Raw genomic sequence first — 19,481 nt, forward strand, 5'->3', positions numbered from 1 at the left:
TAAATTAGTTGTTTAAAAGTGTTTAGTATATTGAAATTTATAAGGGACTGTATGTTGCTGTATATTGTATTAGGAGCAATTTGCTATTAAATCAGATTCAATATATGGTTGGTATGTTAGCTGAAATATGTATGATTAAACAAATGGATTACGTAAAATAGATTACGTATTGGTTAATGTTATCTGTTGTGTAGAGTGTTAATGCTCAAGGAGTGTTTATAATTCATAATACAGACCTAATATCGTCATTGTATCTTATTGTGAAGGGTATTTTTTATCTATTTTGAGGTACTTTTATAAAGTAAATATTGGTTAGGTTGTATATTATATACGAATGTTAGCTTATAGATTAGATTTTATTTAGTGTATTATTGGTTGTTGGTTAGCATGTATCTGAAAATAGCTAATAGTATAATATATTACTGCTTGTATATTGTATTTTTCTTATTAAGGGATGTATCTAAGGTTTGCTGTTCTGAGATAAATCGTATGTATTTGTTGTGGATTGAATATTAGGGATATATTCTGGTAGTTAATGTTATATAGACTCATTCTTTTTTTGTTGGTTCAGCCAAAGATTATTTGATAGATACCAGTCTTTACCTATAGATTTATTGTTCTCTTTTTGTTGCAGCGAATTTTAAGTTACGTATTTCTCAAATTGGTGTGTAATTTTTTGTATTAACAATTATTGCTGAGTATATTGTTTTACCTAATTAATTATTAACGAAAATACTTATTGCAGAGGGGATAATTTACTACAGATATATCTTGCTATAAAAGTAAGTTTTTTTCTTATTTAAAGAATAATTTTAAAATTTTAGTTAAAATATGCTATATACAACATATTTTATATTGCATTTTTAATAAATGTAGTATATATGCTAATTATAGCATAAAAAGGTTTATAAGTTATGACATCGAATGTGTTAATAATTAGTATGATAATAGTAGTATTACTGATTTTTTGTGTGATGTTACTATGCCTCATAATAATCTGTAGTCAGAACAGGAATGCTAGTTTAGTAGATGATCAACAAGATCCTGTCTTATATGATTTTGAAGAACACTGTAGCATATCTTCTAGTTCGTGTCATACTCAGAGCGATAGTACGCTTTCTGAAGGTGAATCTGTAGATGAGGAACAGGAAGTCGATGATACAATGCAATACTTGAGTGACTGTGATGACTTTGAAACGGATAGCCTTGAGATACACGATGATAGTAGTTCAATGAATCAAGGACACTGTAGTTTAGGTGCTATACCTAAGACTTATAATCCTACATTTATGCAAAAAAAGACTGGATGGATTGAAGAATCTAGTAGTAGGGAATTCTCTGATGAATGTTTTTCATGTTCTGATGTTTCAGATGACGATATGTCTACTAAAAGTAGTATGTTGCTTGATTATGACTGTCAGAATAGAAAAAGTAATCCTAATCATGAACTTGTGGTATTGCGTACTGATAATTCTGATGTAAGTACTGTAAATGTCAGTCGTGTAATGCCAAATGGGCGCATAAGGTTAAATTCATTAGGAGGAGAAGGTGATCATCTGACATCTTATACATTTGGTTTCCCATTACGTTCCAGTAGTAAACTTGTGTTAAGTAGTTCTAATCTTAGTTTTTCAGAGTTGATAATAAGTCCTACTATATATGCAGAATTTGGTAAGATAGATCCCTTCTGTTTTAGTTATTTTGAAAAAGATATGTTAGGTAGAATGGGTGGAGTACCTAGTTCTGGAGTTTATGGTATAGAAAGTCATGCTTGTGCTAACAGTTTAATATCACAGGATGCCATTTTGGGTTTACGAACTTGTGGGAAATTAAGGAAGGATACAGTTTTTGTTGTTAATCAAGGAGATTTAATAGATATGAAAGATCATATTTCTAATGTTTTACCCAGTGATGTTAAACCTGGAATTTCTAGTTCTAGAGAGATTGTAGGTTTAACAAGTGGATCTGAATGTACTGAAGAGAATTCACAAAGGATTGTTCAAGGAACAGGTGTTAGTGTAGTGGAGGATGCAGTTCCTTCTGGATCTAGAATGGTGTTTGCTAGTCAAGATGTGGATGCTATGTTTGCAAGTAGTGTTCAGATTATTCAAGATAGTATGGATTTGTTATCTGATTTTTGTTTGGATGAGATGACTGATGATGAAGTTGAACAGATAACGCGTAATATGGAACAAAGTAGTACGTCTTGTGCAACAGTTTCAGCTATGGCACAGATGGTAGGGGCTAGTAATGTTTCTGATGGAGCTAATACAGATGTTAATTATCTATGTCAAGAAGGAAAGGACAGTGCGGGATTGTTGCTAGGAGAAGGTGTATCTAAGGATAAGAAGATGACATCTGCTGCATCAAGAAATGTAGTAGTTGTACAAGCAGAAGTGCATGAGCCGAGTACTAGTAGTTCTGTTGTTCGCAAATCTAGAATTCCAATTAAGGTTGGTGAGTCAAGTAGAGTAGTTACGAAGAAAAGATTGGATGTTAAGCAAAGTAGTTTAAGTGTCACGTCCAAAAGTCAAGGTTTAGGTGTGAGAAAGTTACAAGCAGTAGCAGCAGATGATCGACCTAATCTGGTTGGATATAAGTTTAAAAGTGGTGATTATATGCTATGTCAGTCTCCTAAGTCTAATCGTGCTGATGTAACTAAACGTAGAGTATCTCAGAGCGGTGGTTCTGTATCAGTCAAACCTTATGAACCTGGGCATACTAGGGTGGCAGCGCATAAAGAGTCTCAAAGTAGTGATCATGTCTCAGTTAAACCTTGTGAGCCTAGACGTATAGTTCCGCAAGTAACGGTAGCACTAAGAAAAAAACGAGTGGTTTTTCAAGATACAGGGAAAGGTGAAGCTGTGCTCGGAAGGCATGGTAGTACACAAGAATGTGTAGAGCCTAGCAGCGTAACAAGAAGTTCTCTGGAGAATGTTCCTAATGTTGTGAAACATAAGTACGAAGATGTTTGTCACAAGGATTCACGTCATGATATAGCATTAAGGAGAAGTGTATCTTCTGTCCATCAGCAAAGTTCTAAATCTGCTAGAAGTATGGCTACTCTAGGAAAGAGATCTGCAGCTGCTAAAACTGGGGTAAGCGTTAGGAGGACTAAAAGTGATGCTATAGATACTGAAAAAGGGCGAGATAAGCGCTGGTTAGAAAATGAAATTGCTATTCCACTAGAAAACACTGTAAGCCAAGTAGTGATTTGTGGGACTAATGAAACATTACATGATACATTAAGTAAACATTTTAGAGTACTACATGATTCATTGTCACAATACAGTAAGAATTCAGATGCTGTTGTTCGATGCAAAGAGGTATATTATATAGCACATTCACGCATTAAACATGCAGATAGTATTATACAGGAGGCTGTTGATAAATGGGCGTTAACGCAGAGAGCTACACTGTGGGATAAACATGGGAAAAAAGTAGTTACTGCGTGTATGAAGGATTTGGAGAAAGTTTTTAAGAAGATTTATATAGATCAAGGTAAAACTTCTCTTGATTGTCAGGCAAAACTTCAGGATATACGTAGTGAAGTGGAGAACAATGTCAAAAACCAAATTGCTTGTTTAGTGAGAGATACATTCTTAAAAAATGCATGTGATGAGATTTTTACTGAGGTATCATCTACTATACTTCATAAAGTGTCTGTTGCACATGAGTCAATTGTTAAAGGAATGAGAAAATGTTCGAGAGAAGAGCTGGAAGGTCAAGTAGTAAAGAGTTGTTCTATATTCCATAAGAGTAAGTTGCAATCTAAAATATTAACTCATATAAATGATTTAGGTACATTTTTTAAGAAACAACTGCAAGTAAAATCTAAGGAAATAGTAAAAGAACAATTGAAAAAATGTAAAGTTGATATTGTTCCTGGTGATATTAGGCATTGTTGTATAGATACAGTAATTAATGCTCCTGTTCCTAATACTGCTGCTAGATATGCAATTCATGTATTGAATAGTAGACCAAATGTTAGTGGGCTTGATGCAGGACAACTGAGTTTTAGTTAATAATTTTAGATATTATAAAAGCATCAGATCTTAAAAATGATACTTTTTATTAATAATATTTTATATTTATTATAAAAAGTAAATTTTTATATAGATCTTGATGCTTTTTTATGTTACGATTAATTTATTAATAAAGTAATTATTAATTTAATAATTATTAGGCTTTTGATGTTTGCAGAGTATATTGTAGATGTCTGTGGTGGTTTGAAGGTTATATTATCGTACGTTTACCTATTTGATATCTAGTGATGTTTTGTAGTAAGTGTTAGTTAGAAAGACTTAATGATTCTATAGTTGTAGAGGTTAAATTCTAATATTGAATTAGTTATGGTGGTTTAAAATCAGGGTTAAAGTAAATCACTGGTGCTATTTATACATCATCTTAATTAAGGTAGTGGAAATACTTTTTAAAATTAATCTGATGTAATTGATAGCATAATGTTGACTAGATCAAATGATCTACTGTTTTTAAGTTAATGTGCTTGATAATTTGATATGTAAACATTTCTGTTTGAGCCAGATATTAATAAAGATTATTGGTTTTTATATTTATGTAGTGAGTTTATGAATTATTGTAATCTATTAGAAGTGGTAATAATAATACTGTTAATGATAATGTTATCCTTGTTGATATATGTAATGAGTAAAAAATGTTATATGACTGCTGCCATTACAGTTGGGGAAGGTGAAGATATACAATCAGTACAAGCACCAGAAAGAAATTTGAGCAATGGTGTTAGTAATCCTAGAGTTGTTAATAGTATTGATTCTAGTAGTAATATGAGTGCTGATAGTGCTAGTGATATGGGTGCTGATAGTGCTAGTAATATGAGTGCTGATGGTGCTGGTAATATGGGTGCTGATGGTGCTGGTAATATGAGTGCTGATGGTGCTGGTAATATGAGTGCTGATGGTGCTGGTAATATGAGTGCTGATGGTGCTGGTAATATGAGTGCTGATGGTGCTGGTAATATGGGTACTGATGGTGCTGATTCTGGTAGTGATATAGATACTGATAATAGTATTGGTAGTGATGTGATAGAAGGAGGAACAAGTGGTGATGAGGAAGAAGAGTTACATTCAGTAGATCAGCACATGGTAAATGTTGGTAATAATGGTGTCATAGCAGTAGAACCACAATCTAGTATTTGTTTTAGATAGAATTAATATTGAGGGATGTGTTCTAAAGTCGTTTAATATGACTTGCAATACTTTATAGTCTCAGAGCACTAAATAACAACTGTTTTTGGTATGTATGTAAATGTTTCTGTAAACAAAGTGTTAGTGCTTTTATACTTAAGTAGAAATAAAATAGCAGATCATATTTATGTGTAGTTTGAGATCTGAAATAGTTAATGAAAAGTTTTTAGAATTTAATATATTAATTTTATGTTTATGCGGTAATATTATGCATACAGTATGTAAAAGATCTCAAGTATTCTTTTTGTAGTACCATTTATAGTAGTACTGTTAGCAGGATTGGTAGTTCTCATATGTGTGAGTGTGAACTATTAATCACTAGAAGAAATGTTTTAGGATAGTAGATCCACGCAAGCGAAAGGTTTGTCTAGTTATGTTAATAGTAGTAATGCTGCAAGAAGGATGACAAGTGATAAAGAAAATAATAATGTTCTTGAAGAGATAGGCCATAGTACGGAGTTGAAGTCTGGTTATTTAGGTCGGAAAGTAACCAAAGATAATTTTTCAAAAAGAAAGCCTTATTATTTAAGCATAGAATTACACAGTTTGTGTGGTGCTAAAAGAAACTAGGGTGTGCTATGCTGTTTGTTATGCTATCTATGTGTTCTGAAAATTTAAACATATAACATTCTTATTAAATCAAGTATTTAACTTATTATCTTTTACAATAGCAAGTAGAGATAGAAATGTATTGGTATATATCTAGGATATAGAAATTAATTTTCTTTTTTCAATAACGTTATATAGGAAAAAGTTTGTATTGTTTGAATAGACTGTTTTTAGGGGTTTGTTGATTATAATATTATAGCATATAGATGTTATTTTTCAATATTTTTGAAGAAAGATTAATATGTATTTAGATAAAGTTTAGTTCTGATATTACATTTGTTAATATTGTTGTGGATTTCTGTTGATTAAAAAAGCATATATTCTAGTAGTAAATTTCTTGCAGAAGATTTTTAATATATGTAAATTTATTTTAAGAGTTTTTAATATAGATAAAAAAATTAATATATTAGAGACCTTTTTATAAGTTTTATCAAAGATTAATCCTGAGTTAGTGTGTATTGGGGAGATGATGGATTTATTATAGAAAATTTTAACATGTGGGTAGAAAGTCATGATTACGAATAGGAGTGGAAGTGATAGGTTAAAACCTGGTGCATTTTTAGGAATTTCATCTTGTGTTGATCATAGATTGGTAAGGCCTGGATATATAAAGAAAATGGTGGATTCATTAACTCTAGAGAGACGAAAACTAGAAGAGGCTAGAACATCATTAATAATGTATGAGTATAGTTTACAGTTTTACAGTTTGCTCATCCTATTTTTTAAAGTGTTAAGAAATAACTATGGGTCAAGACAAACTTTACAGAAACATATTGAAATGAGGGGTATTACTACCTTGCTAAAGAATAAAAAAGTGTTGCTTAATGATGCTTTTGCTAGGAAGTTTATTAATTGTATGGTGAATAAAGTTGTAGGATTTATTATAGATAAAAAGCAAGCTCAAAAGTTGTGGGTTGAGAAAGAAGAGTATGCGAGGGAAATTTGTTATAAAGTTATTAATGATATAAATAAGAAAAGAAAAAGTTTAGATATACAAAATCTTACAGAAGAGGAAATAGTTTCTCAAGATGATAAAATGGATGAAGCATTATTTGGTGCTTATACAGAACAGGTTAGAATTTTTTCTGAAGTGAAGGATCAGCAGCAAGGTTTTAATTTCTTGAAATGTATTCCTTCTTTATCAGAAATATTTGATGCTAGTGATGTTTTGAGAAGTAGTGAGATTTGTAGTAGCATAAGGAGTGCTGTTGAAATTTCGCGTGTTGATGCAATAGAATTGGAAATGCTACTTAAGTATATTATTTTGGGAAATAGTGTTGATGTGATAAAGGTGAATTTCCTTTTCAGTGCCTTAAAAAATTGTTTGAAGAATATCTATTGTAAAATTGCTGAAAATTTTGTTGATGTGCGAGAATCTAGGTCGTCTAGTAGTGATATACATCAAGTGCAATTACATGAGCAAATTGGTGTAATATGTAAGAATCTTGTTAAGGTTTCTATGCCAGCAGAAGATATATGTAATATGTATACGGAGATTTATTACACATTATCATTGCGTTTTAATATGATAAGTAAAGAAATAGAGGACTTATTAATAGCAGTATTTATAGGTAATGAAAAAGGTGAGGTTGAAGAATTTAAGAAAAAGGATATTATTAGATCTCTTTATGATTGCCAATTGAAATCAATTTATTCAATAATAGAAGCAGATTGTTGTTGTGCTGATTTGTTATTTGTAAATAGAAGGGTGAAATCTGTAATAATGAGCCTTTGTGTGCAAAGAGATGATATTATAGATCACATGTCTAATGTTGAAAAGTTACTTATTTCTGCTGCTAAGTACCAAGATATTGTAGCTGATTTTGTCTCTCATGATGTTCCTGTAAGTAATGAAGATCTTTTATTAAAATGTGATAATATTACACAATTAAAGAAAAGTTTAAAGTCAGGAGAGAGAGTAAATAGTAGTGTAGCCACAATTCTGACAGAGGATTTAGGTGTTATAGATAGTCAAATACAAAAATTAGAAGAAAGCTTGAACATGTTAATATCCCGGAGATGTGTTAGAGCTGGTTCTTGTATTGTATGAAGTAGATTATCTTTTGATGTTTAAAGTTTATAATTCTGTGATATGAGTTAGTGCAACTTTAGTGTTATAGGATATGTGTTTTAAGGTATAATGACTTTGAATACTGTGAATCATATTATGAAAGTATGTAAATAATAAGTTTGGAAATTTTTGTGTAAAGAATTGATAGAATAAATCATCAGGGATATAAGGTATTTGTAGATAAAATTTGCTATCTCTTAAAAGTAGGTGTTTTTAATTGTTAGTGCTAAATGCTACTAAAGATTTGGTATGGCATTTAATTTATGTGCTACTTCTCTATATCCTTCTATTACATTTCCTAGGTTCAAACGGTAACGATCTTTGTCAAGTCTTTTGTTAGTAGATATGTCCCAGAGTCTACATGTATCTGGGCTTATTTCATCTGCTAAAAATAAATCTGATTGTTCATCGTTGTGCAATTTGCCAAATTCTAGTTTGAAATCTACTAGTTTGATTCCAACGTTGAAAAAAAGCTCACTGAGGATATTGTTGATCTTTAGAGATAGTATTTTTATTTTCTCTAACTCTTGATTTGTAAGCCATTGGAAGCTCAGAATATGTCCCTCACTTACCATAGGGTCAGATAGCTCATCATTTTTATAATAAAATTCAATGATGGGAGATTTAAAAGGGGTACCGTCTGCTATTTGAAATCTTTTACTAAAATTACCAGCTGCTAAATTCCTTATTACAACCTCGATTGGGATTATTGTTATTTTTTTTACTAGTTGTTCTCTTTGATTTAATAAAGATATAAAATGTGTTTTGATACCTTTATCTATAAGTTTTTTCATTAAGAAACTGCTTATATAGTTGTTCAATATACCTTTTTCATGGATAATAGCTGCTTTTTTATTGTTGAAAGCGGTAATCTCATCTTTGAAATGTTGTATTACTTCTAGAGGGTTTAACGTTGCAAATATTATTTTTGCTTTTCCTTCATAGATTTTTTCTTTATTTTCCATTATATATTACAAAGTCTATTAAACTTTCATTTTATATATTTGTAGTTAATTTAGCAATTGGCTTTTTAAGTTTTAAGTAAGTGTATAGTGTTATCATTATTCTAGAATATTTAAAATGTGTGTTAATTAATATGGTAATATGTAGTTCGAGTATAATACGAGTAGATTGATGTAAGGTAGAGTTTTATGCAGCGTGATAAGTTAAGAGAAGTAAGGGGTACCAAGGATCTATTAGGGATTGAACTTTATAAGTTTCAATATATACATCGTTTATCTCAGTCAATAGCGCATAGATATGGATTTATAGCTGTTGATACTCCAATCATTGAATTTACTGAAGTGTTTACTAAGACTTTAGGTGATGATTCAGATATTGTAATGAAGGAAATGTATAATTTTCAGGATAAAAGTGGTGAAAATATTACATTAAGGCCAGAATTTACATCTGCTATTGTGAGGGTATTAATTAATAAAAATTTAATTATTCCTGTCAAATTATTTTCTAGTGGACCAGTATTTCGTTATGAACGTCCTCAAAAGTGTCGTCAAAGACAATTTCATCAAGTTAATTTTGAGTTTTTTGGAAGTGATCTTCCTCTTGCAGATATTGAAATGATAGCATTAGGCTATCATATTTTGGATGAGTTGAAGTTGTTAGATGATATAACGTTAGAGATTAATTTTCTAGGTGATAAGGAAACTATGAACTCATATAAGCTCAGTCTTATAGAGTATTTAAACAAATATAAGAAAGATTTATCAGAAGATAGTCAGCGTAGGCTTATTACAAATCCTCTAAGAATATTAGATTCAAAAGCTCCAGAAGATCGTGAAATTTTATTGAATGTTCCTAATATTTCTTATTTTTATAGTAAATCCTCTAATGATTTTTTTGCAGAGGTTCTATATGGGTTAGATGAGCTCTGTATTCCTTATAAAGTAAATCATAGTATAGTTAGAGGTTTAGATTATTATTGTAATACGGTGTTTGAGTTTACAACGTCTAAATTAGGAGCACAAAATGCAGTTGTTGCTGGTGGTAGATATGATGGATTAGTGAAGTCTATGGGAGGAAATGATACTCCTGCTGTTGGTTTTGCTATGGGTGTTGAAAGAGTTAGTGCGTTGATAGATTATAAACATCAAGAACCTAGGAGTGTAGTATTGATACCTATAGGGAAAGATGCAGTATCCTATGCTTTGAAGCTTGCTTATGAGTTACGTTGTAATGGTATTTCTGTAAACTGGAATTATAAAAATGCTAATTTGAGAAATGCATTAAGGAAAGTAGGTGATGATAATATAGTGTTAATTTTTGGAGATGAAGAGCTAAAAAATAATACTATACAAGTCAAAGATATGAAAACTGGTGAACAACAAGAAATAGTTAGATGTGATTTATTGGACACATTGTGTAACAAAATTTAACAGTGTTTGTCAAGTTATGAAAAAAGCGTAAGGATTTAGTTAAAAAATTTCTATTTTTATTTAAATGTGTTATTATTTAAAGTACATCTGAAAAAGAAGAGAGTGTCTTTTTGGTTGGGAATTTATGTATTGTATAGACACAATGTAATCATTTTCTATTTTTCAATAATTCTAAAGTGGGAGGTATAGCATGTTAACTAATAAGTTTAAACAAAGTGCTGTGATGGCTCATAACATGAGTTATTTAGCATATTTTTGTAGAAGTATGGGATTGTCTAGTGAAGACACATTAGGATTATTGACAATACTAGAATCCTTCCATCAAAACGCAGCTTCTTTCCTGATATATGATTTGGACAGATGTAATGTTGAAAGCAATGATCATATAGATTTTGTAGTGAAAGATTGTGATCATAGGAACTATAGATGTTATGACCATGTATCACAACAATTAGAGACTCAAGGTCACCTTGAGTTAGCATCTATGACACGTTTGTGGAATGTTCAAATGTATTTACTGTTGCGTCTTCACTCTCTTGCTGCTCAATATGTACTGTCCACACGGCATTATACTGATGACGAAATAGTGGAAGGATTGTTATCTGATCTAAGTCGAACTTGTATGTCTATTATGACTCGGGGAAAAACAAGTTCAGTCACTCCTGAAAATGCAGAAGCACTAAAGGTGTATGGTGACAAGTTTGTCCAGAGACTTTTTGGAATACAGACTATGGATATGGATAGTATGCACAGTATATTGCATAGTATGATCTGTAGTGTTAGAGGTAGTTACTTACAAGTTATAGAAGGCTTAGATAAAGTACAAGACAAAGAAACGCTTATGAAACTAGTTACTCTTGTTGTGTATAAGAGTGCTATAAGTTGTTTTATGAACATAAATCCTGATTTTTTCAGCCAAACATTGAGGAAAAAAGCTTACTCTGTTCTCCATGGATTTATTTGTGATGGTACAGACAAATTACCTATATCATGTAGAAGTCGTCTTGGTATGGGCATGGCACCTTCACTTGTTCTTTTTTATAAGAATTTATTTTCTGTATTTCATCAAGGAAGTATATCTGATTGTTATGGTGATGAAATTAGGTACAACATATCTGTATTTAATGATGTATGTCTGGCAACAAGAGGATCGTTAGCTATTGTTGCTAATGAGCCTGTACCATACAATCCGTTTTCTTCTCGTATGACTCATTTTGCTTATTATGACGCTACTTTGGCAGTTAATGGGATATTTCATCACCCAAAACTTGATAATGTATTGAAATTGGAATCTATGACACAAATGTACAAGATGTCATTAGAAGGGAACCCATCAGACTTACACTGTTTGTTTGTATCGGGATTAGGTAGGATGAATTTTTCCTTTGAAGATAAAGGAGAGCCTAATTCTGGACTTGAGATGTTATGTGAGTTGCTGTCTATGTGTTACTATGCTGTTTTTGTTGCAAGACAGCCATTGAGTGTAGTTAGAGGAATGTTTAATATATGTTATGGGAAATTAGGTGATCTTGGTGATAAGGTAAATGTAGGAAGTGTTGCAGGAAGTAAGTTAGCCATTGAAAGTTATAGGGATGCTTTTAATGCTGCACAAGCAGCATTACATTGTACTGGAATTAATCCTTCAGACGTTATTTTTAAGAAAGAAACACTTTTGATATTAGTGCAACATTTATTATTAGGTGAAGTTGCGCAAGAAAAGATTGAGGACTCAAAATTAGCATTTGATATATTTGAGTTATGTAAACCAGTGAATGAAGTAAAAGCTCAGCAAGCAGCAATGATGATGTGTCAGGCATTCAGGGGATCTAATGGTGTTGTAGATGGTTATGAAGTAGGAAACTTGGGTGCAATAGTTCTAAAATTGCTTTTTGGTAATTTTGTAGAAAGAAACCTGATTTTAAAGTTGTTAGATATTACTTGTGTAGCTTGTGATCGTTATAAAATGCAGGGTGCTGTACAGGATATGTACAATGAGTTATTGAAAGATTTCATGTCTTGTGCTGATGTTTGTTTGAGTTTATTCAGATATGCAGGTAGTTCTTTACCTATGTGTTATAGTTCGCAAGTGGTGGCAGGACTAGACGGTGATAGTTGTGCAGTATACAGTCAAATGTACAATATGTTATCATCCTATGCAAGTAGGTTAAATGTATCTCAAGATGATCTTATTAGGGCAAGAAATTCAAGATTTAGTGTTAGCTTTGCTGAGCTGTTTAGTAATGCGGTATTACCACATGGTGAGCAATCTGGTCCAGAATTGCAAGTTAATCCTTGTGATGGCATAAGTAAACCAGAGTCCATGGCCTTGGTACAGATGCTTGCATCTTATGTGTATTTATATAATTCAAGTGAGATAAAAGAGGAGTTATTGTCTGCGAAGTTATCTTCACCACAGTTCTTATTCTCTATTATTTTGGTCTCTCCTAGATTTGCTGCTAATTTTATAAATATGTGTTATGAATCTTCGACAAAGAAAGATTATTCACCTCAGAAAGCTGTAAGTGCGTTTCTTAATCGTATTAGTAATATAGGGGGATCTAGGACATCTAGTGCTGAAGCTATCGATATAATGACTGGTCAAGGTAATAATGTTATTATGGAAAATTTTATTAGATCATGTGTTAACGAAGATGGCAGTATTAATGTTGAAGATTCAATACTTAGGGCAGCATGTTTATGGATTATAAAATCGAACAATTTAGTACATAAAGATGTTATACAAGATGTTGATGATGCTGATTGTGCAGGTAAAGTTAGTCCAGTTGTTATCGATTCTGTGTCATTATCTGAAGTTTTGCTACCGGTATTATCAAATCCATTAGCTCTAGATGATCCGGAAGGACCTGTGTCATTTTCTCATCTCGTTTATAGTACTGGTTTATTAGATAAATCAGGTATTGAGAGTGCTTCTGCGACTGTAGGTAAATTGCAGATACAAATTCAGGTGGATGCGAAATGTGAGACAGATGTAAAAGAAGTAGGTCCTAGTGATGATAAAGTCAGCGAGATAGTAGAAATGAAAGATGACGTCCAAGAAGTAGAGGTGGAATGTAAAACTTCGGACACTCAAACAGTAGCAATAGAAGATCAAACTCAGAGATATGAAGATTCTTATGTCGCACGTGATCCTGGTGATGTGCAATCAAGTACTAGTGACATTTTTAAAGAGAAGAGGTCTTCAATTTGTAATTATGCATCTGCAATATCAGCAGCTATACTTGCTGTTTCTCTTACATTAATGGGAATGGCTTTTGCGGTAAATGATGAAGGAGCACGAATAGCATGTATCGCTTTATCTATGACTTGTTTTGTTATATCAATATCAATGTTTCTTATGACATGTATAAACATCCGTAGCTTAAATGGACGTAATGAAGGTCATGATGATGATACGCAACGCATACTAAATAATGAAGTTGTAAATGAAACACAAGATGCAACAATTTTTCCAGTAGACATTAATACACGTCCTAAGACACATTAGAAAGTCACATTCTGCTTTAAAAAAGCCTTTATCCTTGCTCATCTATTTTACTTCTTAAAGTAGATATATCAGCTGCTCCACCAATAAATGTATCTCCTATTATAATGGCAGGGGTGCCCCTTATGTTAATGTTTTGAGCTAATTCTTTAGTAGATTGTATCATTTTTTCTATAGTGTCGGAATTCTTGGCTAATGAAACTTTAAAATCTTCTTCAGCAATACCTATTGATTTGACTAGACTTAGTATAGATTCATCGTTAAATTGCTGCTTATGGTTTAGTGCAGCATGGTAGAACTCGATGTATTTACTTGGGTTTATTAGATGTACTGCTAGTGCTGCTTGAACAGCTTTCAGTGATGCTTCTCCAAGTATTGGAAAATCTCTAAATATGACACGTACTTTACCATCTTGTATTATTTGTTTCATATCTTCAGACATCATTTTGCAATAACCACAAGAGTAATCAAAGAATTCTACAAATACGATTTTACTGTCTTTATTTCCTGCAGAAGGATATGAGCTATCCTCAAGTTCAGATTTATACTTTTTTATGTTTTTACTCATTTCTTCATTTTCTGCTTGTGCTTGCCCTCTAGTTAGGAGGTCAATGACTTTTTGAGGGTAATTAGCAATATATTCTTCTACGATTGAGATAATTGTATCTTTATCTATTATAGTTTTACCAGATTTGCTAGATAACCAATTGTTTATTAACGGAAAGCTTGCTACTAGTATAACTAAACTTAATAAAAATAAAATCCTTAGCATTATTAACCCTAAAAATCATAGAATGCTAAAGCTACTATAAATTTTTGATGAAGTCAATAGGAGAAATAGCTGAAAATATAGTGTAAATCATAAAATATTTAATGAGTTTTTCAATGTTTGTCAGTTGTAATATAAGTAAACTATACATCGGTAAATTGGGTTCTTTTATCGTCAAATGTTCAGATAGTGTCAGGTAATTTTTAAAGTCGTGAAAATTACGTCATAATGCTATAAATTTTTGTGTAAATTTACATAATTCTATAAGGAAGAGTCTCATTTTTGTTTATAATGTTGAAGATATATTCATAGGTTTATGATGAAAATTGCTAGTGATAATAGAGAAGTATGTGTTGGTGTGAAAATTTGGTTATGTATATGTTGTATAGGGATATTGCTTATGGTGTTAGTTGGAGGGATAACACGTCTTACTCATTCTGGTTTGTCGATTACTGAATGGAATCCTGTTATTGGAGTATTTCCTCCAATTGGAGAAAGAGCATGGATTAGAGAAAAAATAAAGTACATGGCTACTCCAGAATTTAAATATCTAAATTTTAATATTACACTTCGGGGATTTAGGAAGTTATATTTGATAGAGTATTTTCATCGATTACTTGGGAGAATTGTTGGACTAACATTTTTAATTCCGTTTTTATATTTTACATATAAAAAAAAACTACATAGAAATTTGATAATAAATTTCATAGTTATTTGTTTGTTAATACTGTTTCAGGGAGTTGTAGGATGGTTTATGGTAAAAAGCGGCTTAATTGATCGTCCTCATGTAAGTCACTATAAATTAACAGCTCATTTATTGTTAGCATTGTTGATTTTCTATCTTTTGTGGAGACAATTTTTATTATCTACTATTTCTAAAGTAACTTATAACATTAAAGTCAATGGAACATTAATTTTTTCTGTAATTAGTGTATTAATTGTTACTCAAATAACATTTGGTTCATTAGTTGCTGGATTAAATGCTGGATTGTTGGATAAAACTATTCCTTTTTTAGCAGGAAAATTAATGTTAGAAGATTTGTTATTCATAAAGCCATTGTGGTATAATATTTTTGAGAATCCTGTTACGGTACAATTTATACATGAGCTAATAGCAACTCTTATTTTCTTAGTAGTTATTATAACTTTGTTAATATTAAGATTGAATCTTTTTCCAGCATATTTACTATTAATATGTTTGTGTCTTCAATTAACATTAGGAGTACTAACATTTATATATAATGTTCCTATAGTTCTTGCTTCTTTACATCAAGTAACAGCTTTTATTTTATTTGCTGTTAATACTTACTTGTTACATTATATGAAATTATCTAAGTTACAATATGTTAAATAGGAGGTTTGTGTGCTTGATAGATGATACAAGGAATGCTTGTAATTTCATATCTTTGAATTAAGTAAGTTGTTATATATGTTATAAGTTAGTTTTGTACTTTTTGTTGTACAGATAGCTCTGAAGTTTTTTAGAGTAATGATGAAGTATTGAGTAAATAATAGGCTTCCTGTTGGGTAAGGCATAAATATATGTTGTGAGTTCTAAGATTAAAAATTGTTATGTGTTTTTGACTATTTTTATGGTATTTCTAGTGTGTTATTTAGTCACTGATTGATATATAATTTAAATTATTTAATATAGCTTTGAGGGTATAGTTTGGTGTTTTAAGTTACAATCAGTATAGATAGAGATCATGCTGTAAACTATTAGATTGCTGATTTTTAAAAGCTTCAAGGTTGATAACTTGACATTCTCCATATGTTTTTACTTCGCTGTGGTCAGATATAATTACTATACTATCTTTTTGTTTTAATCTTGTAAAAATGAGTTCTAATATTAATTCTTTTGTATTAATGTCAAGGTGAGCAAAGGGCTCATCTATAATCCATATGTTGGTGTTATATATTAATAATCTGGATAGTGCGACTCTTCTTTTCCACCCAGATGATAAATCCTTGTATTTTATGTCTAGTATTGGTTGTAATTTAAAAAAGCATATTGTAGCTGCTATTAACTCATGGGTATTTTTTAAGTTAGCCCATAGTTGGATATTTTCTAGGACAGTGAAATTGTCATTGCAAAAGTTTTTGTGCCCTATATAAGTAAGAGATGTAAAATATGTATTGGAATCGTGGATGTTTTTTCCATTATATTTTATGTTTCCATGTGTTATGGGGACTAGTCCTGCAAATAGTCTAAGTAAGCTTGTTTTGCCGCTTCCATTATTCCCTATAACTAATGTTAGTAAGTTTTGTTGTGTACTAAAATTAAGCTGGGAGAATAGATATCTATTATTTCTAATGCAAGCAAGGTCAGTACATTCTAGCATGTTTTTACGTAAGTGTTACTTAAAAGTTACACTTATACTTCCAACAATAAATTTTTGCAAGTAGATTAATTATATCATAACACTAAATATTATATGTTTATGGCCATTTTATAAAACATTAGAAGTAGGTTGCTATATACTATGATAAAAGGCTTAGATATATAGATTAGAGTTCTAATCTATATCCTGGTACATAATTCCTAACTGTTGTTTACTATTGGTAAAGTTACGTCTAATTGGTTCATATATTTTCCCTGCATTTCATTGTAGGATAAGTTGCACTGGCTATCTCCTTTTAAGAAAATAAACTGGCACGCTCCTTCAAAAGCATAGATTTTTGCTGGAAGAGGTGTGGTATTTGAAAATTCTAAGGTTACATATCCTTCCCATCCAGGTTCTAGGGGTGTTACATTTACAACAATTCCGCATCTTGCATAAGTTGATTTACCAACGCACATTACAAGTATGTCCTTTGGTATTTTGAAATACTCAACAGTTTTTGCCAATACAAAACTGTTTGGTGGAATGATGCATACATCTTCTTCCTTGTCTATGAAACTTCCTAGTGGGAAATTCTTAGGGTCAACTGTTACTGAATTAACATTTGTGAATACCTTAAATTTATTATCTATTCTTGCATCATATCCATATGATGATAACCCATATGATAAAATTCCGCTACTCCTCTTATAATCGATAAATGGGTCAATCATTTTCTCTTTAATAGCCTTATCTTTGATCCAATGATCTGGCATGACTGACATGTTTAGTTCCTCGTATAGCACTTGTTAAATGGTGAATAAAACATTTACAATTAATCATTGATTAATGCAAGTTAAAATTACTTATGTATATTATAATAGTGTGTATGTAGTCGAAGATGATTTTTAATAATAATTTGAATGTTATATAATAATACTCAATGCTAGAAAGTCAGAATATATTGAATATTAATATTGCAAGATACTATGCATATAGGTAAACAATTCACTGTGTTTATTGATTATGGTTGTTATTATTTTAACAGTTTTGTGTAAGATCATTAACCTGTAATTTTTGGCGTGCTTATTTGTATAAGCATGGTAATTTGGTTTTTCAATAATTTTTTTCTGTGGATAGTTATAGATTACAATTCTTTAGCTATGTTGGGTATTACAACAGTGTTTCGATTTTTATCAAGCTTTGTAACCCTTGTATGTAACTAGGATATTGTAATGATATGTTTAATTCATTTTTTATTTTTAAATTGCTTACCAGTTTTCTTTCAGAATAAAATCTTTTCATGTTGTCTGATAAATCTTCAAAGTCCATTGGTTCTGGTGTATTAATATTTAATAGTGCAGCTCCATACTTAACTACGTTTGAGTATGGTGATGGTAAATCATCTGTGCAGTTGTATATGCTGCCGGGGTTAGGATTATGTATTGATGTAAATAAAATATTTGCTATATCATCAACATGTATGCGAGAAAATATAGTATCACTAATAGTATATTTAACGTTACCTTGTATTAAATTGCGTAATACGTTCCTAGTTGGACCATATATACCTGAGAGTCTAAAGATATGTGAGGGAAGGTTAGAATTATGCCACATTTTTTCCTGCTTTAGACGATTAATACCGTTAGGAGTTGATGGGTTTGTTGAAGATGTTTCATCAACCCAATTGCCATTATGGTCACCATATACATTTGTTGCTGATAAATATCCTAACCATTTGATTTCTTTTAAAAAATTGTAGTATTTTTGGAGAATATTGTCTCCATCTGGTGGGATTGATATTAGTACATGTGTCACATCAGAGAATACAGATTCTGGTAATGGAAAATTGTAATCTAATAAATGAACATCTTTATTATCTGTATGTGCTACTTTGTTAAATAATGTACCGCTAATTTTCCATTTTAGGGGCAGAAGTTTTTGTGCGAGGAATCTAGCTGTATATCCATATCCAAAACAAAATAAATGCATAATTTAAACTGAGTACAAAGTATGTGCTTATATACTTGGTTTTAACAAAAATCAATCGAATTATTATATATTATTTAACGTTAATATATAACTTCATCTGGCTAGTAATAAAAACTGTATAATATATATTTGATCTAGTGCAAAAATTAATATTTTTCTTGCAAAAAATATATTAACCTCTAACCTTGATCTAACATGGTATTGTATGTTTTAGTACATGTTATTATTAACTAGTATGTTCTTAGCAGTATAGTCTATGCGTTTATTTTAATTTTTAAGGATTTTTGAATGTCTCAACGGTTAGTGGATGATTCAACTTACACTGGATATGTGAAGTGGTTTAGTTCAGAAAAGGGTTATGGTTTTATTTGTAAAGATCAAGGTAATAATAAGATAAGGAATATTGGTCAAGATATTAAGGATATTTTTGTTCATATTACTGCATTGCAAAGAAGCAAAATTGATGGTTTAAGAGAAGGCCAAAAGGTAAAGTATCAGCTTGATAAAAATAATGGTAAGTTTTCAGCAGTTAATCTTGAGTTGTTAGAAGGTTAGAATCATGTAATGCGCTATAAATATTTTTATTATATTAGAAAAGT

13 protein-coding genes are annotated in these 19,481 nt (G+C 31.0%); 8 read left to right on the forward strand and 5 right to left on the reverse strand.

Going from position 1 to position 19,481, the window contains the following annotated elements; genetic code table 11:
* Positions 1-914: 914 nt before the first annotated feature.
* The 4 genes from ECH_RS01140 (at position 915) to ECH_RS01150 (ending at position 7,884) form a co-directional block, all read left to right on the forward strand.
* Positions 915-4,025 (forward strand): ECH_0284 family protein, encoded by a 3,111-nt coding sequence (locus tag ECH_RS01140; protein ID WP_044148036.1) that lies wholly within the window; start codon positions 915-917, stop codon positions 4,023-4,025.
* A 564-nt stretch (positions 4,026-4,589) separates the two neighbouring features.
* Positions 4,590-5,186, forward strand: a complete 597-nt coding sequence (locus ECH_RS01145; RefSeq protein ID WP_006010896.1) for a hypothetical protein — start codon at positions 4,590-4,592, stop codon at positions 5,184-5,186.
* Between the two features lie 402 nt (positions 5,187-5,588).
* The gene (locus tag ECH_RS04820) at positions 5,589-5,795 is read left to right on the forward strand and encodes a hypothetical protein (RefSeq protein WP_011452512.1); all 207 of its coding nucleotides are present in this window, start codon (positions 5,589-5,591) and stop codon (positions 5,793-5,795) included.
* Between the two features lie 550 nt (positions 5,796-6,345).
* A complete protein-coding gene (locus ECH_RS01150; RefSeq protein ID WP_011452514.1) occupies positions 6,346-7,884 on the forward strand; it encodes a hypothetical protein in 1,539 nt (512 codons plus the stop codon).
* A gap of 257 nt (positions 7,885-8,141) precedes the next feature.
* Here the strand turns inward: ECH_RS01150 and purC are convergent, their stop codons facing one another.
* Positions 8,142-8,870: a phosphoribosylaminoimidazolesuccinocarboxamide synthase gene (gene purC / locus ECH_RS01155; RefSeq protein ID WP_006011312.1), complete on the reverse strand. Its 729-nt coding sequence runs from the start codon at positions 8,868-8,870 to the stop codon at positions 8,142-8,144.
* A gap of 186 nt (positions 8,871-9,056) precedes the next feature.
* Between purC and hisS the strand changes: the two genes are divergently transcribed.
* Together hisS and ECH_RS01165 are read left to right on the forward strand one after the other, a co-directional pair.
* Entirely contained in the window at positions 9,057-10,298 is a 1,242-nt protein-coding gene (gene hisS, locus ECH_RS01160) for a histidine--tRNA ligase (protein WP_006011310.1), read from the forward strand.
* A 190-nt stretch (positions 10,299-10,488) separates the two neighbouring features.
* Entirely contained in the window at positions 10,489-13,803 is a 3,315-nt protein-coding gene (locus tag ECH_RS01165; RefSeq protein ID WP_011452515.1) for a hypothetical protein, read from the forward strand.
* A 28-nt stretch (positions 13,804-13,831) separates the two neighbouring features.
* Here the strand turns inward: ECH_RS01165 and ECH_RS01170 are convergent, their stop codons facing one another.
* Positions 13,832-14,572 carry a DsbA family protein gene (locus tag ECH_RS01170; protein WP_011452516.1) on the reverse strand — a complete coding sequence of 247 codons (741 nt, stop codon included), beginning with the start codon at positions 14,570-14,572 and terminating at the stop codon, positions 13,832-13,834.
* Positions 14,573-14,888: 316 nt separating this feature from the next.
* On the opposite strand from ECH_RS01170, the gene ECH_RS01175 reads away from it, so the two are divergent.
* The gene (locus ECH_RS01175) at positions 14,889-15,923 is read left to right on the forward strand and encodes a COX15/CtaA family protein (RefSeq protein WP_011452517.1); all 1,035 of its coding nucleotides are present in this window, start codon (positions 14,889-14,891) and stop codon (positions 15,921-15,923) included.
* Positions 15,924-16,257: 334 nt separating this feature from the next.
* Here ECH_RS01175 and ccmA read toward each other — a convergent pair whose 3' ends face one another.
* The 3 genes from ccmA to ECH_RS01190 all read right to left on the reverse strand — a co-directional run bounded on the left by ccmA (position 16,258) and on the right by ECH_RS01190 (position 18,882).
* Positions 16,258-16,911, reverse strand: a complete 654-nt coding sequence (gene ccmA / locus ECH_RS01180; protein WP_011452518.1) for a heme ABC exporter ATP-binding protein CcmA — start codon at positions 16,909-16,911, stop codon at positions 16,258-16,260.
* A gap of 200 nt (positions 16,912-17,111) precedes the next feature.
* Positions 17,112-17,675, reverse strand: coding sequence for a dCTP deaminase (gene dcd, locus ECH_RS01185; RefSeq protein ID WP_011452519.1), 564 nt, complete (start codon positions 17,673-17,675; stop codon positions 17,112-17,114).
* Between the two features lie 388 nt (positions 17,676-18,063).
* Entirely contained in the window at positions 18,064-18,882 is an 819-nt protein-coding gene (locus tag ECH_RS01190; protein ID WP_011452520.1) for an SDR family oxidoreductase, read from the reverse strand.
* 288 nt (positions 18,883-19,170) lie between these two features.
* Between ECH_RS01190 and ECH_RS01195 the strand changes: the two genes are divergently transcribed.
* Positions 19,171-19,437 carry a cold-shock protein gene (locus ECH_RS01195; RefSeq protein ID WP_006010665.1) on the forward strand — a complete coding sequence of 89 codons (267 nt, stop codon included), beginning with the start codon at positions 19,171-19,173 and terminating at the stop codon, positions 19,435-19,437.
* The last annotated feature ends 44 nt before the right edge of the window (positions 19,438-19,481 follow it).

This window comes from Ehrlichia chaffeensis str. Arkansas (assembly GCF_000013145.1).
GTDB classification, from domain to species: Bacteria; Pseudomonadota; Alphaproteobacteria; order Rickettsiales; family Anaplasmataceae; genus Ehrlichia; species Ehrlichia chaffeensis.